The organism is Pseudomonas flavescens, assembly GCF_013408425.1.
Lineage (GTDB): Bacteria > Pseudomonadota > Gammaproteobacteria > Pseudomonadales > Pseudomonadaceae > Aquipseudomonas > Aquipseudomonas fulva_A.
This window is the reverse complement of the sequence record NZ_JACBYV010000001.1, coordinates 909,540-928,806: the sequence shown is the minus strand read 5'-3', so window position 1 is coordinate 928,806 and position 19,267 is coordinate 909,540. Positions and strand designations below refer to the sequence as shown.

The window sequence follows — 19,267 nt, the reverse complement described above, 5'->3', positions numbered from 1 at the left end:
GCACTGAAGAATCTAATCAAGGTCTGCTATCAGCGGCAAAAATTTTTCATTTTGCAATAATTGATTGCTCATAAAATCCTGCTTCTCAACAATCCGCCGACATACAACGTCATATACAATTTTTGCTATCTTGTTTGCCAAAAGAGGCGGCACTGCATTACCTACTTGGTGATATTTTTGAGTTCGATTTCCTTCGAAATAATAGTTATCCGGAAATGTTTGAAGCCGTGCCGCCTCACGAACAGTTAGACTACGACATTGGGCTGGATCGTAGTGGATAAAATAGTGCCCATCCTTAGAAATATGGCTAGTGATAGTAGTTGCTGGAAGCCCTTCAAGCTGTACCCTGAAGCGATCACTAAACTTGCCGCTTTCCCAATTTTTGTGAGCGGGAGCGAGGCCAGGAAGTGAGAATTGCTGATGGCCCTTTGGAGAATATTTATTGTGCAAAGCGAAGGTGCTTGCGAATGCGTATCGTCTGAGGTCAGACGGCATATGACCACGCGCATCATGACTCATCCAATACTTAATATTGGGATCCTGATACCAAGCGTCTAGGGATGGCACGCCAGTACTACCTTGCCCCAACTCCTTTACTACTCGATCGCTGCCTGGACTGTTCGGCGCACTGAGAAGTGATTGTCGGGTATCGCGCAGAGGTCTAATCAACTCACCATTTTCAAGTTCCGCGTAATGCAACAAATCATCTACTTCATCGGAAACAACCCTATACCAAGCCTCTTGGGAGTCCAAACGTCGTGACAGCTTACTTCTTAGCCTAGGTAGCCCACCAATAGCTTGTTTAACCGATACGGGGTCAGCTGGTTTCAAGAGTTCATGTGATGGAACATTACCATGCTCATCGAGTGCTATTCCTAGAAGAATTACTCGATGGCGAGCTTGTGGAATGCCGTATTTTTCTGCTTCGATGATAAAAGACTTTGGCTTCACTCTGTCTATAGATTCCGAAGAGCTGAATGACTCCTCGGAAACGAGAGAACAAATTTTGTATTTCTGACCGCCCTCGGCATTATCCAATGCCTTGGTAGGGTCCACCAAATCCTGCAAAATTTGCTTGAATATCCCTTTACCACCAACTTTGGAAGACAAAATCCCTTTAACATTTTCCATGACGAAAACACTCGGCCGATAATCCTTGATGATTCGCAGATAATCTTTGTACAGAAAATGCCGATGATCATCTTCAGGAACATAACCCTGCTTGGCTTGGTTTCTGGCTCTCCCAACAATCGAATACGCTTGGCATGGAGGCCCACCAATAAGTACCCATGGGCGACCTTCCTTATTTAATCTGGCGTTGATGAGCTCATTCAACTCCCTATCGCCTTGCTCTGAACCCAAGGTTATTTGTCGTGCCTCTCGCTCCGCACGATTCCAGAACTCAGCTGTCTCGGCAGTGCTAGGCTCTGCCGCCTCTCCATTACAGTACCGATAGTAATCCTGCAGCCCTTCAGGGTACTCACGCTTGAGCAAACGGTAAAAAGCACGCAGCCTTAACGTTCTCCTAGCAACAGGATCCATTTCGGCAGAAACGATGATATCGAAATGCTTGCCATCCCCAGAGGATGAAAAACCCTCACCCAATCCGCCAGGGCCGGCAAAAAGGTCGACGATTTGGATAGCATCTTCAAGAGCCACAGCTGGCTCGTCGATCGCCTTCGGCGGGAAGAGGAAATTCTGGTATTGAATCATTGGCATCGTTGTTCAAAAAATCAGGAATGGCAACAGCTTAGGTAGCATAGCCTCGGTACTCTACCAGGATTGGCGCAGCAGCGCAGCTCCAGCATCGTTCGCAGCCGCTATAACGCCCTTGGCGCATGCTTTGCTAGGGTCAGCAGTCCCAACAACAGACTTCTTGCTGAGGGAAAAACAGAGCCTCAAGCCATGCTCGCGACCAGAAACACCAAAAACAATCGTCTTTTGTCCAGCGAAAGGTAGCCAATGCCGATTAGCCTAGAATGCGCATTAAGGGATTTCAAAGGTCGTATGATTCTACAAGCGGATTTTGGGAGAGGATACATGGACATAGTCAGTAAAGAAGTCAGGTCTCGCATGATGGCCAACATACGCAGCAGCGATACGGTCCCGGAGATGAAGGTTCGAAAAATGCTCCATAGCCACGGGTTCAGGTATCGATTGCACCCACGTGAGCTCCCAGGTCGCCCCGACGTGGTTTTACCTCGCTACCGGCTCTGCATATTCGTTCATGGCTGCTTCTGGCACAGGCACCCGGGGTGCAAGTACGCGACGAACCCTGGCTCTCGCGAAGACTTCTGGCGTCTGAAATTTGAGCAGAATTTGAATCGTGACATTAGAAACAGGAACGAGCTATTGAGGCAAGGTTGGCGGGTTTTTGAGCTTTGGGAATGCGGAATCCGCAAGCAAGAAGCAGAAATGAAATGGCTTTTGGAGGCCGTACCAAATTTTAACGAAAAATACATCTCTTGGCCCGCCTTTCTTTCGGCGCCTAAAACTCAAAATTAAGCTCAATTTACTAATCCAACCAATTTTTCTATGAAATAGGCTGCTGCATCATCGCTAGTTGCAAGAAAATTAAACCAACATAATTAGACAGACTGAGCTTGAGGGTTAGTGAAGCGTATTGCTACAGCACACTGTGCTTTCCAGACCTGCACTATCAAGCAAAAGAGGCAATCGCACAACCATCAAGGCAACACAAAAAAATTACTATTGATAGTCTCCAAGGCATGAGCAAACCTCCTCAACAAAGACAATATACAACTATCACTGGCAATTACAACTGACTTGACTTCAGACCCGAGAGATCAACCCTATATTCGAGCTGAACAACTCCTGCCGGCAAGACCCCATTTATAAAACTCTCAGGTGTTATCTTGGGAAAACTTTCATCAACAACATAAGATCTTGCTTCTAGCAACCTATATCCTTCTTTACGCGCGGAACATCCTGCCTCCATACCAAGACGCAGCAGAGCCCCTTCGAGCATGGCTGCATCGACGCCAAGCACAACGAGACGATCGCAAACAAGATCGATCGACAGACCGCCATCAACCGGCTCAAATCTACAATGAACTAGCTGTAACGGCTTACCGGATGATGCAGCCAGCTGAAACTGACCAGATATGTTTATCACAGTCCCGTAGCGGCTGATCGTCGACTTAATTTCGTAATCAGTTGCTGGAGTATTAACGTCAACCACACCGCCGAAAGGACCACTCCACTCAAAGGCGATCCCTTTAATGACCAACGCTTCCAAAGCCAGCAGCTCGGCGAGCACTTCATAACCATGCTTGTCGACCAATGCGTTGCCAAGCAGATGCCGCCACCTTTGCCACCATGCTAGCGGATCAGCCAGCAGCGCGTGGCGTACGGCGATGCCAGATTCGATGCTGATCATATGCTCGCAGATCAACCCGAATTCGTTGCGAAGCCATTCAATCGACGATTCTAGCCGCAGGAAACGCCGATGCTGCCCCGCAACAACACGCTCTACTGTTCGGAGTCTGGCACCAGCAAATCCTTCTGAGATTTCTTGAGATTTAGAGCACTCAACTGCAACACCAAAGCTATCGCCTTCACGGAAGATCCACGCGGGACAATTTAATGGCATCGCTTGGATAGGCAGCATCCGGCCACTCTGATCAAGGTTGGCAAAGCCTTCCTGAATCTCTTTCAACAAATTACTCATAATCGCTATTCAGCCCTACAGGGGCACATCCCACATCAGCAAAAAGCGCGTCGACGTAGCCGAACAAACCACCCTCGCAAAACACAGGTTCCTTCAAGACGATTTGCGCTGTATTGAGTTTCATGATTGCCCTGAACTGATCTTGGGAGGGTTGGCGCAACCGCCGCATCTTGAAAATCAGCCGTGTCAAATCAATCCTGAAACCACCCTTACCAGGACGCTCGACCAGTTGCACGACCGTATCTGTTGTAACGCTCTCCAATATCTTTCGAGTGTTTTCCTCGGTTCCCTGCCATGTCAGGTGGACGGTCCACCACATCGCCCGCAACCAGATGCGGCTTCGACCTTTCCAGAACCGCACTGGCGGTGCGCCGTTCCAACGACTTTTCACTAGATCCGGCAGTACCCTAAGAGACAGAAAGCGCCACCAGCCATCATCTGCGGCAGTACGAATATCCATGCCAGCCCCCGCCAATGTTCGATACAAGGCAAGACCAACTTTCATGTCATAGGCGCCAGGCCCTAAAGCATTGCTCCCCGCCAAGGGGTCATAGAGCGACACAACGGCAAGTAGTTGTCGGCGTAACTCTTCCATTTCCGGATTGGGTACCTCCGGGAGAAATGCATCGCTTCTGATCATCTCGTCAAAATGGCGCTGCGACAGCTTGAGATTCAATGTCGGAAAGTTCATTGATCTTTCTCCAGCTCTTGGACCCTTCGATCAAGCCAGCGTTGGGTAGATACAAACAACTCCGGAACGGAGCTTGTATTCAGATCACCCAAGCGAATGAATGAGTGCACCGCGTCTGCAATACTGGCGATACCTTCACCGGCGTCTGGCGCGCTCAGGTATGTGTCGAAATGCGGCCCCATTTCTGCCTTGACCTGAGAAATGACCAACGCAAGCCAAGCTGCAAACACCTGACGCATCAAAGGCGACTGCTCGATATTCACTGCCCTGCGATCACGCAACTGTTCAAAATGCGGGTGAGCGTTGTTCAGTACAAGTGCGACATAGTCGCTGGAGAATGGCTCACCCTGAGGGTCGCTCCAGCAGGCTTTCAATTCCCACAGAGGCCCCTTCGCACCCAGAGGTTCCTCCAACACGGGAAACAGGGAACCGTCACCGTCAATAACGACTTCGATTGGTTGCGCCAAAGAGCCCAGACGCGCACCTGACTGATGCGCAAATCCGGGTACGAACTCTACCGAGCATTGACCAAGAAAAGCTTGAATACAGAGAAAACCGCTCCCCCTGACCGTACCGGGCTCCAACTCTATGCTGAGCACTACGGTGCCGTCTTCATCCTTGCCTCGTAGAACATGAACGTGCCCGAGCGTCCGCCAGCAGGAGTCAGCAGATACCCACTCCAACGCCAGCAACACTTCTGCATCCGGGCTCGCTACACCGTCAATGCCGAAAATGGCTTCCTGCAGTAGAGCCCGCGCGATCAAACATTGAACCCCCAAGGAATGTTCGGCCGGGTTCCAGTCACTGTCTTTGCCCAAGGCAAATTGATCATCACCAACCGCAATAGCGCCAGGATCAATACCGCCATGTGACCGAAATTTATAGCTCACTTCGAGATCGCTTACGCCGCCGAGTGGCGCATTCAGCATTCGATACAGAGGTAGCCGAGTACTCATTCCCCCGCTCCATTTTGAGCCGCAATTCGGACACCAACTACCGGCCGCAACAACTTGCCACCGGATTCAGTCATCCTCACGTGAAGCTCCCCCTCCAGCACCAACTCCTGCTGTACAGGCGTGGCAGCAGCCGCGAGTCTGATGCCAGTCCCATCGGCAATTTCCATGCTTTCTATAAAAGCAACCGCACTACTGATGCTGAGTGACTCCAATCGAAACGGAAATGCTCCGAGCCCGCTTTCGAACCATTTATCAAAGGTGATCGGGCCGGCTTCGGAGTCCACAGAAACAGTGATTTCCCTCGGTACGTCTAGCTGCACCATCCCCCATCTCAAACACCACTCCATGACGATAGAGGATGCTGCGTACCTGACCGCCACTATCTCCAAGTCGGGCGTATGTACCGAACCTCCTCGAGGGCGTTGTCCGATAGCAGCACGCGGCGACGCTTTGCCAAATCGCCCATCCCCGCCAAACCCACGACTGGGCAGTACAAGTTCGGCAAGTTTGCGTGAAATCCGCATCAGAGGTTTGACGGTAACGCTGGGCTGAGGCGGCACACCAAAATCCTTCAAGGCCCGACCACATTGGGCGCGGATCTTTTCAACCACTCGCCCGCCGTTTACGTCTATCCAAGCGGCATGATCCGCACGCTCGCAACTCCTCAGATAACTTTCAAGACTCTGTATGGTCGAGCGCAAGCCCCGGGCTTCGGATGGGAGCAGCTCTTGCTCCGAATCTGGTAGAAAGAGCGCGACAACATATCGACCATCAGAAAATCCTGTAAACCCACCGCCCCAGCCTCGCGAATCGATACTGTCATCCCAACAGATGTTCATCCCTGGAGAGCGCATGAACGTCACTATCGGTCGACGGGGCGCGCCACTATCTATCTTGGAGAAGATGCAGGTTTCTGGGCTGGGTACGTTGTCTGGTGCATCCATCTGTAGCTGGCTTGGAGCCATTGCCACGGCAAGTAATCTACCCGCCTGACCACTGCCAACGAACTCACCGCGCAATTGAATCGCTCTGCAGAGTACCTCGTTGCTCTTCACACCTCTGATCGCCAGATAGTCTTTTTCCTCCGCCGCCGCTCCTATCGCGCGATCATATAAGCACTGGCTAACACGAAATACCGGCAGCATGTCAGCGCTGGTTATATCCTTGCCATTCACGGATGCATTCAAATATCTCCCAGTGGCAAAGAGGGGATTATCCAAGCGCGCACTAAACCAGCGCTGAATAGCAACATTCACGTAATTTTCGTAACTGCTGTACCACCATGGTGCAGGCCCACCTTCCTCATCGAAAACAGGCAACAGATTTTCCCTGAGCAATGGAATGATTATTGCTGTTCCTGTCGATTTACCTAAAAATGGCTGAGTGCCCAACGTCTCCAGAATTTCGTGAATCTGCTCCGGTGCCGTGATGGCTCGTAGGCTATCATCAGCCCCCCACCAAGCAATTCCAGTTTGCGTCTTAAGCAGCAGGCGGTCAGCACGGCCTTCATCCTCCACCAGCGAAGCTACTAGTCGCTCCTCATACCCTATTGCCGTCTTGATGCGACTGTAGTAGATCACCAAGCCAGCTCCCATGCGGAAGTAGCAGGTCTTGCCCAGCCCCCAAGAACCACCCGAACCATCGTCCGAGTGAGTCCTGCCGATTTCGAACACTAGCTTCAGAAAATTTCCGTGCTGACCTGTAGCCTCGACGCTTTCGAAACTCATCGGCCCTGTCAAACCCTCGGTATTTGAATCACGAATTTCAAGTACCCTTGGAGTGCGAGGATACCGCTCCCTGAGGATCTGCAAATTCAGTCCATCACTGAAAGTAGAAGCAATCGCGTCCAGCGAGTGCTCGCGAAAATGAAAATCCACCGAAACCGGCTGACTTTCATTACCATCGCGCCCTGCGTCAAGCGCGTTCTGAATGGACTCTCGAACTAATAAATCTAGCGATGGTGTTTCTTCGTTCTGCAGCGCGCGAAGCAAAAATGCACCTGACTCCTGCATTGGCTGCAGTTGGAGGCTGTAATATTTCATAAGTCAGATCACGCTTACCGTTTCTTCCAGATCTTCTTCCGATATCGTGAAGGTATCCGGGATATTAACCGTGACGTGGGTTACATAATTTTTCTGTTTGCCTTGCGAACCTGGTAGATAAAGACTGATACCGACTATATGTGCTTTGGCATTAAGCGCTTCTCTCTTCCGTCGCGCCGCAGCAGCAACCTTTGGAGTACGTGCTACGCTGTTCTGATCGATGAGATAAATCAACAGTTGAGGTACTGTTCCAACACCACCTTGACCACGAAGGTTTGCTACCTCAGAGCTTCTGAAACCTGCCTTAGAAATATCCTTCTCATCAAGGCCTTGGGCATCGGCCAGAAGATCTTTCGGATCTCTCAGCGCACCAATGGACACACCATTATCCGATCGTTTATCTGCGAAGCGGCTTCGATTGATCCGACCAACAGTTTTGCCAGAAACCTCCCAGCTGTTTTGCGGACTCGGTGTGCTGCCCGCCACGACGACGTTCCATTTCATGTAGCCAGCTTTTTCAGAATTCTCACTGAGCCATTCAAGAAAGGCATTCATGTCAGAGAAGAACTGATTCCCGGGATGAAACGACAGGCCGCCTAGGTAATGAGCTATATGACTAACCTCAACATCGCGCCAAACAAGGCTATTGGTCCCCTTTAGTTCAGACTCTTGGAGTCTGCAGCCTGCACCTGCAAGAAACTCCTCAGTCAATGACAAATTAGTATTGAGCAATGCGGTAGCATCATCGCCGTCGTGGAAAACTGTTGTTTGTCGATTGATTCCCGAAAAATCAAATTCTGCTTCGATCGCGCGCTGCATCTTATTTGCACCTGTCGGCCGAATCCAGGCGAGCCGCGCATGCACACGTACCCGAGGCCCGAATTCCTCCGGTTTAGCGCCGCCATGCATGAAGCGCTGCAGATCATCACGAAGCTCTTCCTCCGCGACTGTCATGAACTCGTATTTTCTTCTCGTATCATCAGTCATCCAAATACGCGGCAGCAATTCGTAGCCTCTGCGATAACCAAACCACCGCCCCATTTGCATGAGAGAATCCGCTTGCGCCGAGCCGCGAAGGAAAAAAGTACTGACCAGATTTTCAATCGTTAGTCCCCTCGAAAGCGTGCCGCCGCCGATAACTATGAACGCCGTGCAAAAATTCAAGCCTTGATCGGGATCAGGATAGAACAACCGTCGAACTTCGTTCTCATCGGTGACGCCGTTATTAGCGCAGTTATCGACACACACATGGGTGCCGCGGTGATACATCCGATTGGCGTTCTCATCCAACTGAATTGCCGTAACCGTATCTAGAAGTGTGTGGATTTCTGCAGAAAATCTGTCAAAACTCGGCAACTCTCGAAGTTCAGAGATTCGCCCGTAGTCAGGAAAACGCTCAGTAAATTGCGCAACATCAAGCCCTGAAGAAACGCGGTCCCACACTGGCCTAAAATTTTCTGCCAATTGATCATCACCATACTTCGACCAAGCTTCTAGCGCTGCCTGCACAGCTTCGCTTACATAGCGATGATGAAGCTGTCTTGCGCTGGTGTGGATCAACATGCTTACAGGCTTTACAGCACCGGATAATCTCATCACTGCAACGCAACATAAGTACCAGATCAGACTCTGTTGCAGCGCCTGAGGCAATACCAAGGTTTCTCCCTTGTGAAGGCTACCAACCTGCTCCAGATCACTATTGGTGATTTCACGGACTATTCCAAGCGGCTCCTTCTCATTTTCATCATAACCAAAAATCTGTACAGCTCCAAAATGCTCATCCGCTTGCGGCAGCGCCGCGATGAAATCCGATGGGTATAGCGTATCGCCTGGTCCTTCATTGAGAAAGTTTGCAGCCGGTGTAGCAGTAAACGCGACGTAATTAACGCACTGCAACGGAAGACTGATCAGCTGAAGGATGAGTTTATTAATGGCCGTACGCTCAGCCTTTGAAAAGTCATTAGAATTGATACCCGCCTGATCTGCCTCGTCATCAATCACAACAAGCCGCATCTGCGACATTCCCACCGGGTGTGCCTTGATCCACGCAATGAGATGTCTTAGGCGGGCCGGGTTCTTCAGACAAACGACAAGATGACGATCTCTTCGGCCTGCGTCGAACTGCATATCCTGCGCACGGGCACCATATGGGCTGTTCCTCGAAGGATGCTCGATCGCCTTCCAGCTGACATTCCCATCGTGTTGGAATAGGTCGCCGACCAGACGCTTGCTTGTCTGCACCCGCAAGTTCTCGAGTGTTCCAGTTAACACAACGAACAGATTCCATCGATAGTCTGCCGCCATGGAGATCAGGCCAGCCATATTAGCTGTCTTGCCGGACTGCACATGCCCTACTACCAGTCCTTTTACTGCTTTGCGACCCTGCGTGGTCTGCCGAAGGTGTTGGAGGATGCGCACAGCAGATTTCTGAATATTATCAACTGAGGCTCCCTTCCACCCCTGCGCGATCAAATACTTTCTGTAAAGCTGCCAAGCACTCCGGGCATCTTGGGGCACAGCCATGCCGGGCTCGGCCTCTTCCGGCCCCACAAAAATCAGCGGCCTTGCAGCTGCAACAGATTGCTGTTCGGCCTGTTGCTTACGCCGAACGATCTCCCCCCAGCATTCAAACCGCTCCTCGGAACTCTTACCCAGCGAAGGCCAGCCGGCCATTTCCTCCTGCGACAGAAGCCATTCATTGACCTTTTGAAGTGATCCCCCCAGCCGACCGAGCATGGCGATTTCCTCCCAACTCCTGCCATTTAAGCGCCAACTATCAATGAACGCGCGGCATTTGTCGTAAGCTGGGTCAATACTGTAATCAATCATTAGCATCCCTACTGCATTCAAAAGGGCAACTTGAATCGGGAACATCGCCCTACATCCAAGTCAGGGACAAGGATAGTGGCACAGCGCCGCCAACCTTGCAAAATCACGCTGTCAGGCACCGGAAATATCAAATGCATAGCAGCGGCAGCCTGCCAATTCAATTTCAGATGCCGACCAACTCAGCCGCTCGCAGAGCTTGGTTCAAGCTATGAAGATTCTTATAACGTCCAGCCCCTAGGAGAGCCATGAACAAAACCAGGCGCCTCACAGTAGCTCAAAGCCCACACAACTCTGCAGAGCTCAACTACCTGCACTGCAAAGTCAAGATGTCAACCGAGACTGCAACTACATGGTCCTGACGAAGTACTTTTCAACCAACGACGGCTCCCTTCCCGAGATAGAGGCGAACTACCCTACAACCACCTTGGCAGCTAAAGCCTTCGAGCTCCTGTACGAATGCGGAGCACAAAACGCCACCATTGATGGCGGCTATCTTTGGATGCGCGCGACGCAGAGTGAAAAGCCGTTCTCTGGCGCAGCCGACGCCTTGCTGGTGGCCTCGGAGCAGGCCGACCCGTTTCACGTGGTTCTCGGTGGTATCCGCGTGACTGGACAGGAGATACCCGACTTGGGGGTCTGGGTATCCGCTGAAGGCCTGGTACTGGACTATCGAATGGGTCCGGAATGGGGTCAGGCGGAGATCGAATCGTTTCTGGAGCTACTGCGACAGCTACGGGATCTAGGCGGCGTGATATCTGCCACTTGGTGGGGCGAGGACGGTGAGCGTGATTTCCTCGCCGCCCTGAGGCGCCGCTGACCTCTCCTCTGGCCAGCCCCAGCCTCTCGCGCATACATGCACGAGGAGTGGCTGCCAAAGAGGCTGAATCGGTATAAAACGCACAAACAAAAAAGCCCGATCATTTCTGATCGAGCTTCGATGTTGGGATTATTTGGTCGGGACGGAGTGATTCGAACACTCGACCCCTTGCACCCCATGCAAGTGCGCTACCGGGCTGCGCTACGCCCCGACGGGTGTTGCTGGTGCCTTTGGCGTTAGCCGAAAGCGGGAGGAACTATATACTAAGCATCTGAATTACGGAAGGTTTTTCTTCAGAAAATCATTTGCGCAGTACGAGGAGGACATCTTCCAGCTCGGCGATCATCTGCTTGATGAGCTGCTTGTACTGGGTGGTGTCGTCCTTGGCTTCTTCGCCGGTCAGGCGCAGGCGTGCGCCACCGATGGTGAAGCCCTGGTCGTACAGCAAGGCGCGGATCTGGCGGATCATCAGCACATCCTGGCGCTGGTAATACCGACGGTTGCCGCGACGCTTCACCGGGTTCAGCTGCGGAAACTCCTGCTCCCAGTAACGAAGCACGTGCGGTTTCACCGCACAGAGTTCACTGACCTCGCCGATCGTGAAATACCGTTTGCCGGGTATGACAGGTAATTCGTCGTTATGACTTGGTTCCAGCATATGCTTCGACCCTGGCTTTGAGCTTCTGGCCGGGGCGGAAAGTCACTACACGGCGGGCCGTGATAGGGATTTCCTCCCCTGTTTTTGGATTACGACCGGGGCGCTGACGCTTATCGCGCAGATCGAAGTTACCGAAGCCTGAGAGTTTCACCTGCTCATTGAGTTCCAGGGCCTGGCGGATTTCTTCGAAGAAGAGCTCCACCAGTTCCTTGGCTTCTCGCTTGTTCAGGCCCAGTTCATCGTACAGACGTTCGGCCATCTCAGCTTTCGTCAGTGCCCCCATACGCTAGTTCCTTAACGTGGCGTTGAACCTTTGTTCCAGGGAGGTGAGGATGTTCTGGGTTGCGGTACTCACCTCATCGTCATTTAGAGTGCGCGATGGATGCTGCCAGGTCAAGCCAACGGCGAGGCTTTTTCTAAGCGGATCAATACCTTTACCGTGATAAACATCAAACAACCTTAGGTCGGTGAGCCATTCCCCTGCCTGGGCACGGATATCGGCCAGCAAATGCTGGGCTGGCACGTCGCGGTCGACCAGCAAGGCGAGGTCGCGGCGCACTTCGGGGAAGCGCGACAGCTCCCTGAATGCCGGCATGCGGCCCTGGGTGATTTCACTCAGCACCAGCTCGAACAGGAACAGCGGCTGATCGAGGCCGAGGGTCTTGGCCAGTTCCGGGTGGATGGCACCCACGTAGCCGACAAGGCGCCCTTCCCGCTCGATGCGTGCGGTCTGGCCCGGATGCAGGGCGCTGTGCTCGCCCGGCACGAAGGCGAAGCTGCCGATGTCGCCAGCTGCAGCCAGCAGGGCTTCGACGTCTGCCTTGGCATCGAAGAAGTCGACGCTGTCACGGCCATGGGCCCAGCTCTCCGGCAAGCGGCTGCCAGTGATCACGCCAGCGAGCATTGGCTCCTGCTTGAGTTCGTCCAGCTGGCCGACGAAGCGCAGGCCGCTTTCGAACAGGCGCACGCGCGACTGCTGACGGTTGAGGTTGTGCTCCACGGCCTTGACCAGGCCCGGCCACAGCGAGGCGCGCATGGCGGCCATGTCGGCGGAGATCGGGTTGGCCAGGGTCAGCGGCTGCACGCCTGGGCTGAACAGTTCGAACAGTTTGGGATCGATGAAGCTGTAGGTGATCGCTTCCTGATACCCACGGGCCACCAGCAGGCGGCGCAGCACCGGCAGGTCAGCCACGGCTTCGGCCTTGGTCTGCGGCGCCAGGCGCGCTTGCGGGTAGCGGACCGGCAGGCGGTTGTAGCCGTACAGGCGGGCCAGCTCTTCGATCAGGTCGACTTCCAGGCTGATGTCGAAGCGGTGGCTCGGTACCTTGACCTGCCACTGCCCTGCCCCTTGGGCTTCGATACCCAGGCCCAGTGCGGAGAGCAGTTTGACGATCAGTTCGTCGTCGAGCTTGAGGCCGAGCATCTGCTCGACGCGCTCGGCACGCAGGCTGATCGGTGCGATGGCCGGCAGTTGCGCCTCGGCGACCGCTTCGATGATCGGGCCGGCTTCGCCGCCGACGATCTCCAGCAGCAGCGAGGTGGCGCGCTCCATGGCTTCGCGGGCCAGTTGCCAGTCCACGCCGCGCTCGAAGCGGTGCGAGGAGTCGGTGTGCAGGCCGTAGGAACGGGCCTTGCCAGCGACGGCGATGGTGTCGAAGAAGGCGCTTTCGAGGAACAGGTCGCGGGTGCTGTCGCTGACGCCGCTGTGCACACCGCCCATCACGCCGGCGATGGCCAGGGCGCGCTCATGGTCGGCGATGACCAGGGTGTCGGCACGCAGGGTGACTTCCTGGCCGTCGAGCAGTACCAGTTTCTCGCCCTCTTCGGCCATGCGCACACGAATGCCGCCCCGGATCACGTCGAGGTCGAAGGCGTGCATCGGCTGGCCGAGCTCGAGCATCACGTAGTTGGTGATGTCGACGGCGGCGTCGATGCTGCGCACATCGGCGCGGCGCAGGCGCTCGACCATCCAGCGCGGGGTCGGCTTGGACAGGTCGACGTTGCGCACCACGCGACCCAGGTAACGCGGGCAGGCCTGGGTGGCGAGCACCTCGACCGGGCGCACGTCGTCGAGAGCCGGGGCAACCTCAGCGACCTGCGGGCGAGTTACCGGCACGTCGTACAGGGCGCCGACTTCACGGGCCAGACCGGCCAGCGACAGGCAGTCACCGCGGTTGGGGGTGAGGTCGACTTCGATGCTGACGTCGTTGAGTTCGAAGTACTCGCGGATGTCCTGGCCAACCGGCGCATCGGCCGGCAGCTCGAGCAGGCCGTCGTTTTCTTCGCTGATCTGCAGCTCGGACGCCGAGCAGAGCATGCCGTTGGACTCGACGCCGCGCAGCTTGGCCTTCTTGATCTTGAAGTCGCCGGGCAGTTCGGCGCCGATCATGGCGAACGGAATCTTCAGGCCGGGGCGCACGTTTGGCGCGCCGCACACGACCTGAAAGGTTTCGCTGCCGTTGCTGACCTGGCACACGCGCAACTTGTCGGCGTCCGGGTGCTGCTCGGTGCTCAGCACCTCGCCCACGATCACGCCGCTGAAGGCGCCGGCCACCGGGCTGACGCTGTCGACTTCGAGGCCGGCCATGGAGAGGCGCGCGACCAGTTCGTCACGGGAAACCTGCGGGCTTACCCAGCCACGCAGCCACTGTTCACTGAATTTCATACTGTCTGTTCTCCTGATCCGATTCGATTACAAACTGCGAGGGGTGCTAGCGAAATTGCGCCAGGAACCGCAGATCGTTATCGAAGAACAGCCGTAAGTCGTTCACCCCGTAGCGCAGCATGGCCAGGCGCTCGACGCCCATGCCGAAGGCGAAGCCGGAGTATTTTTCCGGGTCGATGCCGCTCATGCGCAGCACGTTCGGGTGGACCATGCCGCAGCCCATCACTTCCAGCCAGCCAGTCTGCTTGCACACGCGGCAGCCTTTGCCGCTGCACATCACGCACTGCATGTCGACTTCGGCCGATGGCTCGGTGAACGGGAAGAAGGAGGGACGGAAACGCACGCCCAGTGGCTTCTCGAAGAACACCCGGAGGAATTCCTCGATGGTGCCCTTGAGGTCGGCGAAGCTCACGCCCTCGTCCACGAACAGGCCTTCGACCTGGTGGAACATCGGCGAGTGGGTGATATCGGAATCGCAACGGTACACGCGGCCCGGGCAGACGATGCGAATCGGCGGCTGCTGGGACTCCATGGTGCGTACCTGTACCGGCGAGGTATGAGTGCGCAGCAGCATGTTGGCGTTGAAGTAGAAGGTGTCGTGCATGGCACGCGCCGGGTGGTGGCCCGGAATGTTGAGCGCCTCGAAGTTGTGGTAGTCGTTCTCCACTTCGGGGCCTTCGGCGATGCCGTAACCAATGCGCGTAAAGAATTGCTCGACGCGCTCCAGGGTACGGGTAACCGGGTGCAGACCACCCGATGCCTGGCCACGGCCCGGCAGGGTGACATCGATACGTTCGGCGGCGAGCTTGGCGCTCAGCGCGGCCGACTCGAGAATGTCCTTGCGGCTGTTGAGGGCGTCCTGGACGCGCTCCTTGGCCGAGTTGATCAGAGCGCCCGCCTTGGGACGTTCTTCGGCAGACAGGTTGCCCAGAGTCTTCATCACCTGGGTCAGTTCGCCCTTCTTGCCCAGATAGTGAACCCGCAGTTGCTCCAGGGCGTTCACATCGTCGGTGTGGCTGACGGCCTCAAGCGCTTGCGAGACCAGCACATCCAGATTTTCCATTTACAGACTCCAGATACGAAACAGGGGAAGAGCTTGAAGGCTCTTCCCCTATTGGTGACGTTTAGCACCGGGCCGAAACCCGGTGATTGTCGGGGACTTAAGCCAGTACGGCTTTCGCTTTCTCGACAATCGCAGCAAACGCCGCTTTTTCGTTCACTGCCAGATCAGCCAGAACCTTACGGTCGATTTCGATCGACGCTTTTTTCAGGCCAGCGATCAGGCGGCTGTAGGACAGACCGTTGACGCGAGCACCAGCGTTGATACGAGCGATCCACAGAGCGCGGAACTGACGTTTTTTCTGACGACGGTCACGGTAGGCATATTGACCAGCCTTGATGACAGCCTGCTTGGCAACACGGAATACGCGCGAACGTGCACCGTAGTAGCCTTTAGCGAGTTTCAGAATTTTTTTGTGACGAGCACGAGCGATAACGCCACGTTTAACACGAGCCATGAGTTATTTCCTCTATCTTGACCGAGATTAACGAACGCGCAGCATGCGCGCGACCTTTGCAACGTCAGACGGATGCACCATGGTGCTACCGCGCAGGTGACGCTTACGTTTGGTCGACATCTTGGTCAGGATGTGGCTCTTGAAAGCGTGTTTGTGCTTGAAGCCGGTGGCGGTTTTCAGGAAACGCTTAGCCGCACCGCTTTTGGTTTTCATCTTTGGCATGTTCGGATACTCCGCATTCAGTTGATATAGATAACCATAAGGCCTGCCGTGCCCTGGAGGTTACTTCTTGCGTTTGGGAGCGATGACCATCATCAGTTGGCGTCCTTCCATCTTAGGATGCTGTTCGACGGTACCGTGTTCGGCGAGGTCGGCTTCGACCCGCTTCAACAGTTCCATACCCAGCTCCTGGTGGGCCATCTCACGACCACGGAATCTCAGAGAGATCTTGGCCTTGTCCCCTTCCATCAGGAAACGTACCAGGTTGCGAAGTTTTACCTGGTAATCCCCATCTTCCGTCCCTGGACGAAACTTGATTTCTTTGATCTGCTGCTGGTGCTGGTTCTTCTTGGCGATGGCAGCCTGCTTCTTCTTCTCGAAGAGGTGCTTGCCATAGTCCATGATCCGACACACTGGTGGGACCGCATCAGCGGAAATCTCCACCAGATCCAGCTTCGCGTCTTCGGCGATTCTAAGCGCTTCTTCAATAGAGACGATGCCAATCTGCTCGCCTTCAGCGCCAATTAACCGAACCTCGCGTGCCGAGATATTCTCGTTGATCGGGGCCTTCGGTGCAGCTCGTTTATCTTGTCTCATTTCACGCTTAATAATAATTACTCCAAATCTTGGCGACCGCGCCGGGAAACCGCTTGTGCGAGCAACTCATTGAATTGGGCGATGGGCATCGAGCCCAGATCAGCACCTTCACGGGTACGCACAGCGACAGTTTGCGTCTCGACTTCGCGATCCCCGATGACGAGCAGATAGGGGACCTTGAGCAAAGTATGCTCGCGGATTTTAAAGCCTATCTTCTCGTTCCTCAAGTCGGACTTGGCACGATAGCCGCTTTGAGTGAGCGTTTTTTCCACTTCGAGGGCGAAATCGGCCTGTTTGTCGGTGATATTCATGACCACCGCCTGGGTTGGCGCCAGCCATGCCGGGAAGGCACCCTCGTAGTGCTCGATGAGAATTCCGATGAAACGCTCGAAGGAACCGAGAATCGCGCGGTGCAGCATGACCGGAATCTTGCGGCTGTTGTCTTCGGAAACGTAGCTCGCTTCCAGACGCTGCGGCATGTTCGGGTCGTACTGCAGGGTGCCGCACTGCCAGGCACGGCCAAGGCAGTCGAGCAGCGTGAATTCGATCTTCGGACCGTAGAACGCACCCTCGCCCGGCAGGTATTCCCACGGCAGGCCGGCATCGTTCAGGGCGTCGGCCAGGGCTTTCTCGGCGCGATCCCAGAAGGCGTCGTCGCCAACGCGCTTGGCCGGACGGGTGGACAGCTTCATCTTGATGTCGCTGAAACCGAAGTCCGAATAGACCTGAAGGGTCAGCTTGATGAAGTCGGCCGCTTCCTTCTTCACCTGCTCTTCGGTGCAGAAGATGTGCGCATCGTCCTGGGTGAAGCCGCGCACGCGCATGATGCCGTGCAGGGCGCCGGATGCTTCGTTGCGGTGGCAGGAGCCGAACTCAGCCAGACGCAGCGGCAGCTCGCGGTAGCTCTTCAGACCCTGGTTGAAGATCTGCACGTGGCACGGGCAGTTCATGGGCTTGATGGCGTAGTCGCGGCTTTCCGACTCGGTGGTGAACATGTTGTCGGCGTAGTTGCCCCAGTGCCCGGACTTCTCCCACAGCACACGGTCGACGACCTGCGGGGTACGGACTTCCTGGTAGCCGTTTTCACGCTGCACACCACGCATGTACTGCTCGAGCACCTGGTAGATGGTCCAGCCGTTGGGGTGCCAGAACACCATGCCCGGCGCTTCTTCCTGGGTGTGGAACAGGTCCAGGCGCTTGCCGATCTTGCGGTGATCGCGCTTCTCGGCTTCTTCGATGCGCTGGATGTAGGCAGCCAGCTGCTTCTTGTCGGGCCACGCGGTGCCGTAGATGCGCTGCAGCTGCTCGTTCTTGGCATCGCCACGCCAGTAGGCGCCGGACAGCTTGGTCAGCTTGAATGCCTTGAGGAAGCGGGTGTTGGGCACGTGCGGGCCGCGGCACATGTCCACGTACTCTTCGTGGTAGTAAAGGCCCATGGCCTGCTCGTTCGGCATGTCTTCGACGAGGCGCAGCTTGTAGTCTTCGCTGCGCGAGGTGAACACGTCGATGACTTCGGCGCGCGGCGTCACTTTCTTGATGACGTCGTAGTCCTTGTCGATCAGCTCTTTCATGCGCGCTTCGATGGCGGTGACGTCATCGGGCGTGAAGGGGCGCTCGTAGGCGATGTCGTAATAGAAGCCATCGTCGATCACCGGGCCGATGACCATGCGCGCAGTCGGATACAACTGCTTGACCGCGTGGCCGATCAGGTGGGCGCAGGAGTGACGGATGATTTCGACACCCTCGTCATCCTTGGGCGTGATGATCTGCAGGGTCGCATCGGCATCGATGAGGTCACAGGCGTCTACCAGACGACCGTTGACCTTGCCGGCGACGGTGGCTTTCGCCAGGCCAGCACCAATGGATTGCGCCACCTCGAGTACGGATACCGGGTGATCGAACGAACGCTGACTGCCGTCGGGAAGAGTAATGATGGGCATGGCGCCTCCTCTCCTAGTGGTGACCTCTACCAAAGGCCACGTGGGTTGGGATGAGCCAGTAAGCGATCCGGTGGCGTATCTGCCATACAGAGGCAGGAGCCGTGAGGCTGGCCACAGAACCGCAGTCACTGGAAGGTGTGAAACGGTGGATGCTTTCAGAATCATGACCGCCTGACAAGACGGCCAAAAAAAATGGCCGCCGAAGCGACCATTTAAAATTTGGTAGGCACAATTGGATTCGAACCAACGACCCCCACCATGTCAAGGTGGTGCTCTAACCAACTGAGCTATGTGCCTGCTGTGGGTGCGCATTCTACGGAGCCACGCCGAGGAGTCAACACCTTTTTTCGCTAACTGACTAAAAAAACTGAGTTTTTTACGTTTGAGGCATGTAACCGCCCTGCCCTCGCCGCCGTAACGCCTGCTCTTATTCCTGGGGTATCGCTTCACTCAACCCGAACTACGATGATGCGCATCGCCCTCGCAGGGTGGAAAGCGCTCTTCTATTCCAGCATTGGGACAGCAACTGATCGCTCCTCACGCTCCGCGTGGGTATGCATCCCGAGACGCTCTGCGTCCTCACGGCCCAAGGCCAGCCCAAGCAACGAAGACGTACGCATTCGCAGGGTGGAAAACGCTCCTCTT

16 protein-coding genes and 2 tRNA genes are annotated in these 19,267 nt (G+C 55.1%); 2 read left to right on the top strand and 16 right to left on the bottom strand.

Annotated features, from left to right (window positions below; genetic code table 11):
• Positions 1-12: 12 nt before the first annotated feature.
• Positions 13-1,719 (bottom strand): DNA cytosine methyltransferase, encoded by a 1,707-nt coding sequence (locus FHR27_RS04010; RefSeq protein WP_257026806.1) that lies wholly within the window; start codon positions 1,717-1,719, stop codon positions 13-15.
• 243 nt (positions 1,720-1,962) lie between these two features.
• On the opposite strand from FHR27_RS04010, the gene FHR27_RS04005 reads away from it, so the two are divergent.
• Complete coding sequence (locus tag FHR27_RS04005; protein WP_306456066.1) at positions 1,963-2,505, top strand: very short patch repair endonuclease; 543 nt, start codon at positions 1,963-1,965, stop codon at positions 2,503-2,505.
• Between the two features lie 271 nt (positions 2,506-2,776).
• Here the strand turns inward: FHR27_RS04005 and FHR27_RS04000 are convergent, their stop codons facing one another.
• From FHR27_RS04000 to FHR27_RS03980, 5 genes are read right to left on the bottom strand one after another with little or no spacing between them, the layout of a single operon-like run.
• Positions 2,777-3,691, bottom strand: coding sequence for a PD-(D/E)XK motif protein (locus tag FHR27_RS04000; protein WP_179537852.1), 915 nt, complete (start codon positions 3,689-3,691; stop codon positions 2,777-2,779).
• Positions 3,684-4,382 (bottom strand): hypothetical protein, encoded by a 699-nt coding sequence (locus FHR27_RS03995; protein WP_179537851.1) that lies wholly within the window; start codon positions 4,380-4,382, stop codon positions 3,684-3,686. Before FHR27_RS03995 ends, FHR27_RS04000 begins: the two co-directional genes overlap by 8 nt.
• Positions 4,379-5,338, bottom strand: a complete 960-nt coding sequence (locus FHR27_RS03990; protein WP_179537850.1) for a hypothetical protein — start codon at positions 5,336-5,338, stop codon at positions 4,379-4,381. Before FHR27_RS03990 ends, FHR27_RS03995 begins: the two co-directional genes overlap by 4 nt.
• A complete protein-coding gene (locus FHR27_RS03985; RefSeq protein WP_179537849.1) occupies positions 5,335-7,380 on the bottom strand; it encodes a hypothetical protein in 2,046 nt (681 codons plus the stop codon). The genes FHR27_RS03990 and FHR27_RS03985 overlap by 4 nt, the downstream gene beginning before the upstream one ends.
• Before the next feature lie 3 nt (positions 7,381-7,383).
• Positions 7,384-10,254 (bottom strand): Z1 domain-containing protein, encoded by a 2,871-nt coding sequence (locus tag FHR27_RS03980; RefSeq protein WP_179537848.1) that lies wholly within the window; start codon positions 10,252-10,254, stop codon positions 7,384-7,386.
• 304 nt (positions 10,255-10,558) lie between these two features.
• Between FHR27_RS03980 and FHR27_RS03975 the strand changes: the two genes are divergently transcribed.
• Complete coding sequence (locus FHR27_RS03975) at positions 10,559-11,026, top strand: hypothetical protein (RefSeq protein ID WP_179537847.1); 468 nt, start codon at positions 10,559-10,561, stop codon at positions 11,024-11,026.
• A gap of 134 nt (positions 11,027-11,160) precedes the next feature.
• On the opposite strand, the gene FHR27_RS03970 is transcribed toward FHR27_RS03975, so the two are convergent.
• The 10 genes from FHR27_RS03970 to FHR27_RS03925 form a co-directional block, all read right to left on the bottom strand.
• Positions 11,161-11,237 (bottom strand) — tRNA-Pro (locus FHR27_RS03970).
• 90 nt (positions 11,238-11,327) lie between these two features.
• Entirely contained in the window at positions 11,328-11,684 is a 357-nt protein-coding gene (locus FHR27_RS03965) for a MerR family transcriptional regulator (protein ID WP_042552872.1), read from the bottom strand.
• Positions 11,665-11,967 carry an integration host factor subunit alpha gene (gene ihfA, locus FHR27_RS03960; RefSeq protein WP_013791841.1) on the bottom strand — a complete coding sequence of 101 codons (303 nt, stop codon included), beginning with the start codon at positions 11,965-11,967 and terminating at the stop codon, positions 11,665-11,667. The genes FHR27_RS03965 and ihfA overlap by 20 nt, the downstream gene beginning before the upstream one ends.
• 3 nt (positions 11,968-11,970) lie before the next feature.
• The gene (gene pheT / locus FHR27_RS03955) at positions 11,971-14,349 is read right to left on the bottom strand and encodes a phenylalanine--tRNA ligase subunit beta (RefSeq protein ID WP_179537846.1); all 2,379 of its coding nucleotides are present in this window, start codon (positions 14,347-14,349) and stop codon (positions 11,971-11,973) included.
• Between the two features lie 46 nt (positions 14,350-14,395).
• The gene (gene pheS, locus FHR27_RS03950; RefSeq protein ID WP_042552870.1) at positions 14,396-15,412 is read right to left on the bottom strand and encodes a phenylalanine--tRNA ligase subunit alpha; all 1,017 of its coding nucleotides are present in this window, start codon (positions 15,410-15,412) and stop codon (positions 14,396-14,398) included.
• Positions 15,413-15,509: 97 nt separating this feature from the next.
• Positions 15,510-15,866, bottom strand: a complete 357-nt coding sequence (rplT, locus tag FHR27_RS03945; RefSeq protein ID WP_003461224.1) for a 50S ribosomal protein L20 — start codon at positions 15,864-15,866, stop codon at positions 15,510-15,512.
• 27 nt (positions 15,867-15,893) lie between these two features.
• Positions 15,894-16,088: a 50S ribosomal protein L35 gene (gene rpmI / locus FHR27_RS03940; protein ID WP_042552869.1), complete on the bottom strand. Its 195-nt coding sequence runs from the start codon at positions 16,086-16,088 to the stop codon at positions 15,894-15,896.
• A gap of 60 nt (positions 16,089-16,148) precedes the next feature.
• Positions 16,149-16,700, bottom strand: coding sequence for a translation initiation factor IF-3 (gene infC, locus FHR27_RS03935; RefSeq protein WP_179540022.1), 552 nt, complete (start codon positions 16,698-16,700; stop codon positions 16,149-16,151).
• Positions 16,700-18,622 (bottom strand): threonine--tRNA ligase, encoded by a 1,923-nt coding sequence (gene thrS, locus FHR27_RS03930; RefSeq protein ID WP_179537845.1) that lies wholly within the window; start codon positions 18,620-18,622, stop codon positions 16,700-16,702. Before thrS ends, infC begins: the two co-directional genes overlap by 1 nt.
• Before the next feature lie 220 nt (positions 18,623-18,842).
• A tRNA-Val gene (locus tag FHR27_RS03925) sits at positions 18,843-18,919 on the bottom strand.
• Positions 18,920-19,267: the final 348 nt, after the last annotated feature.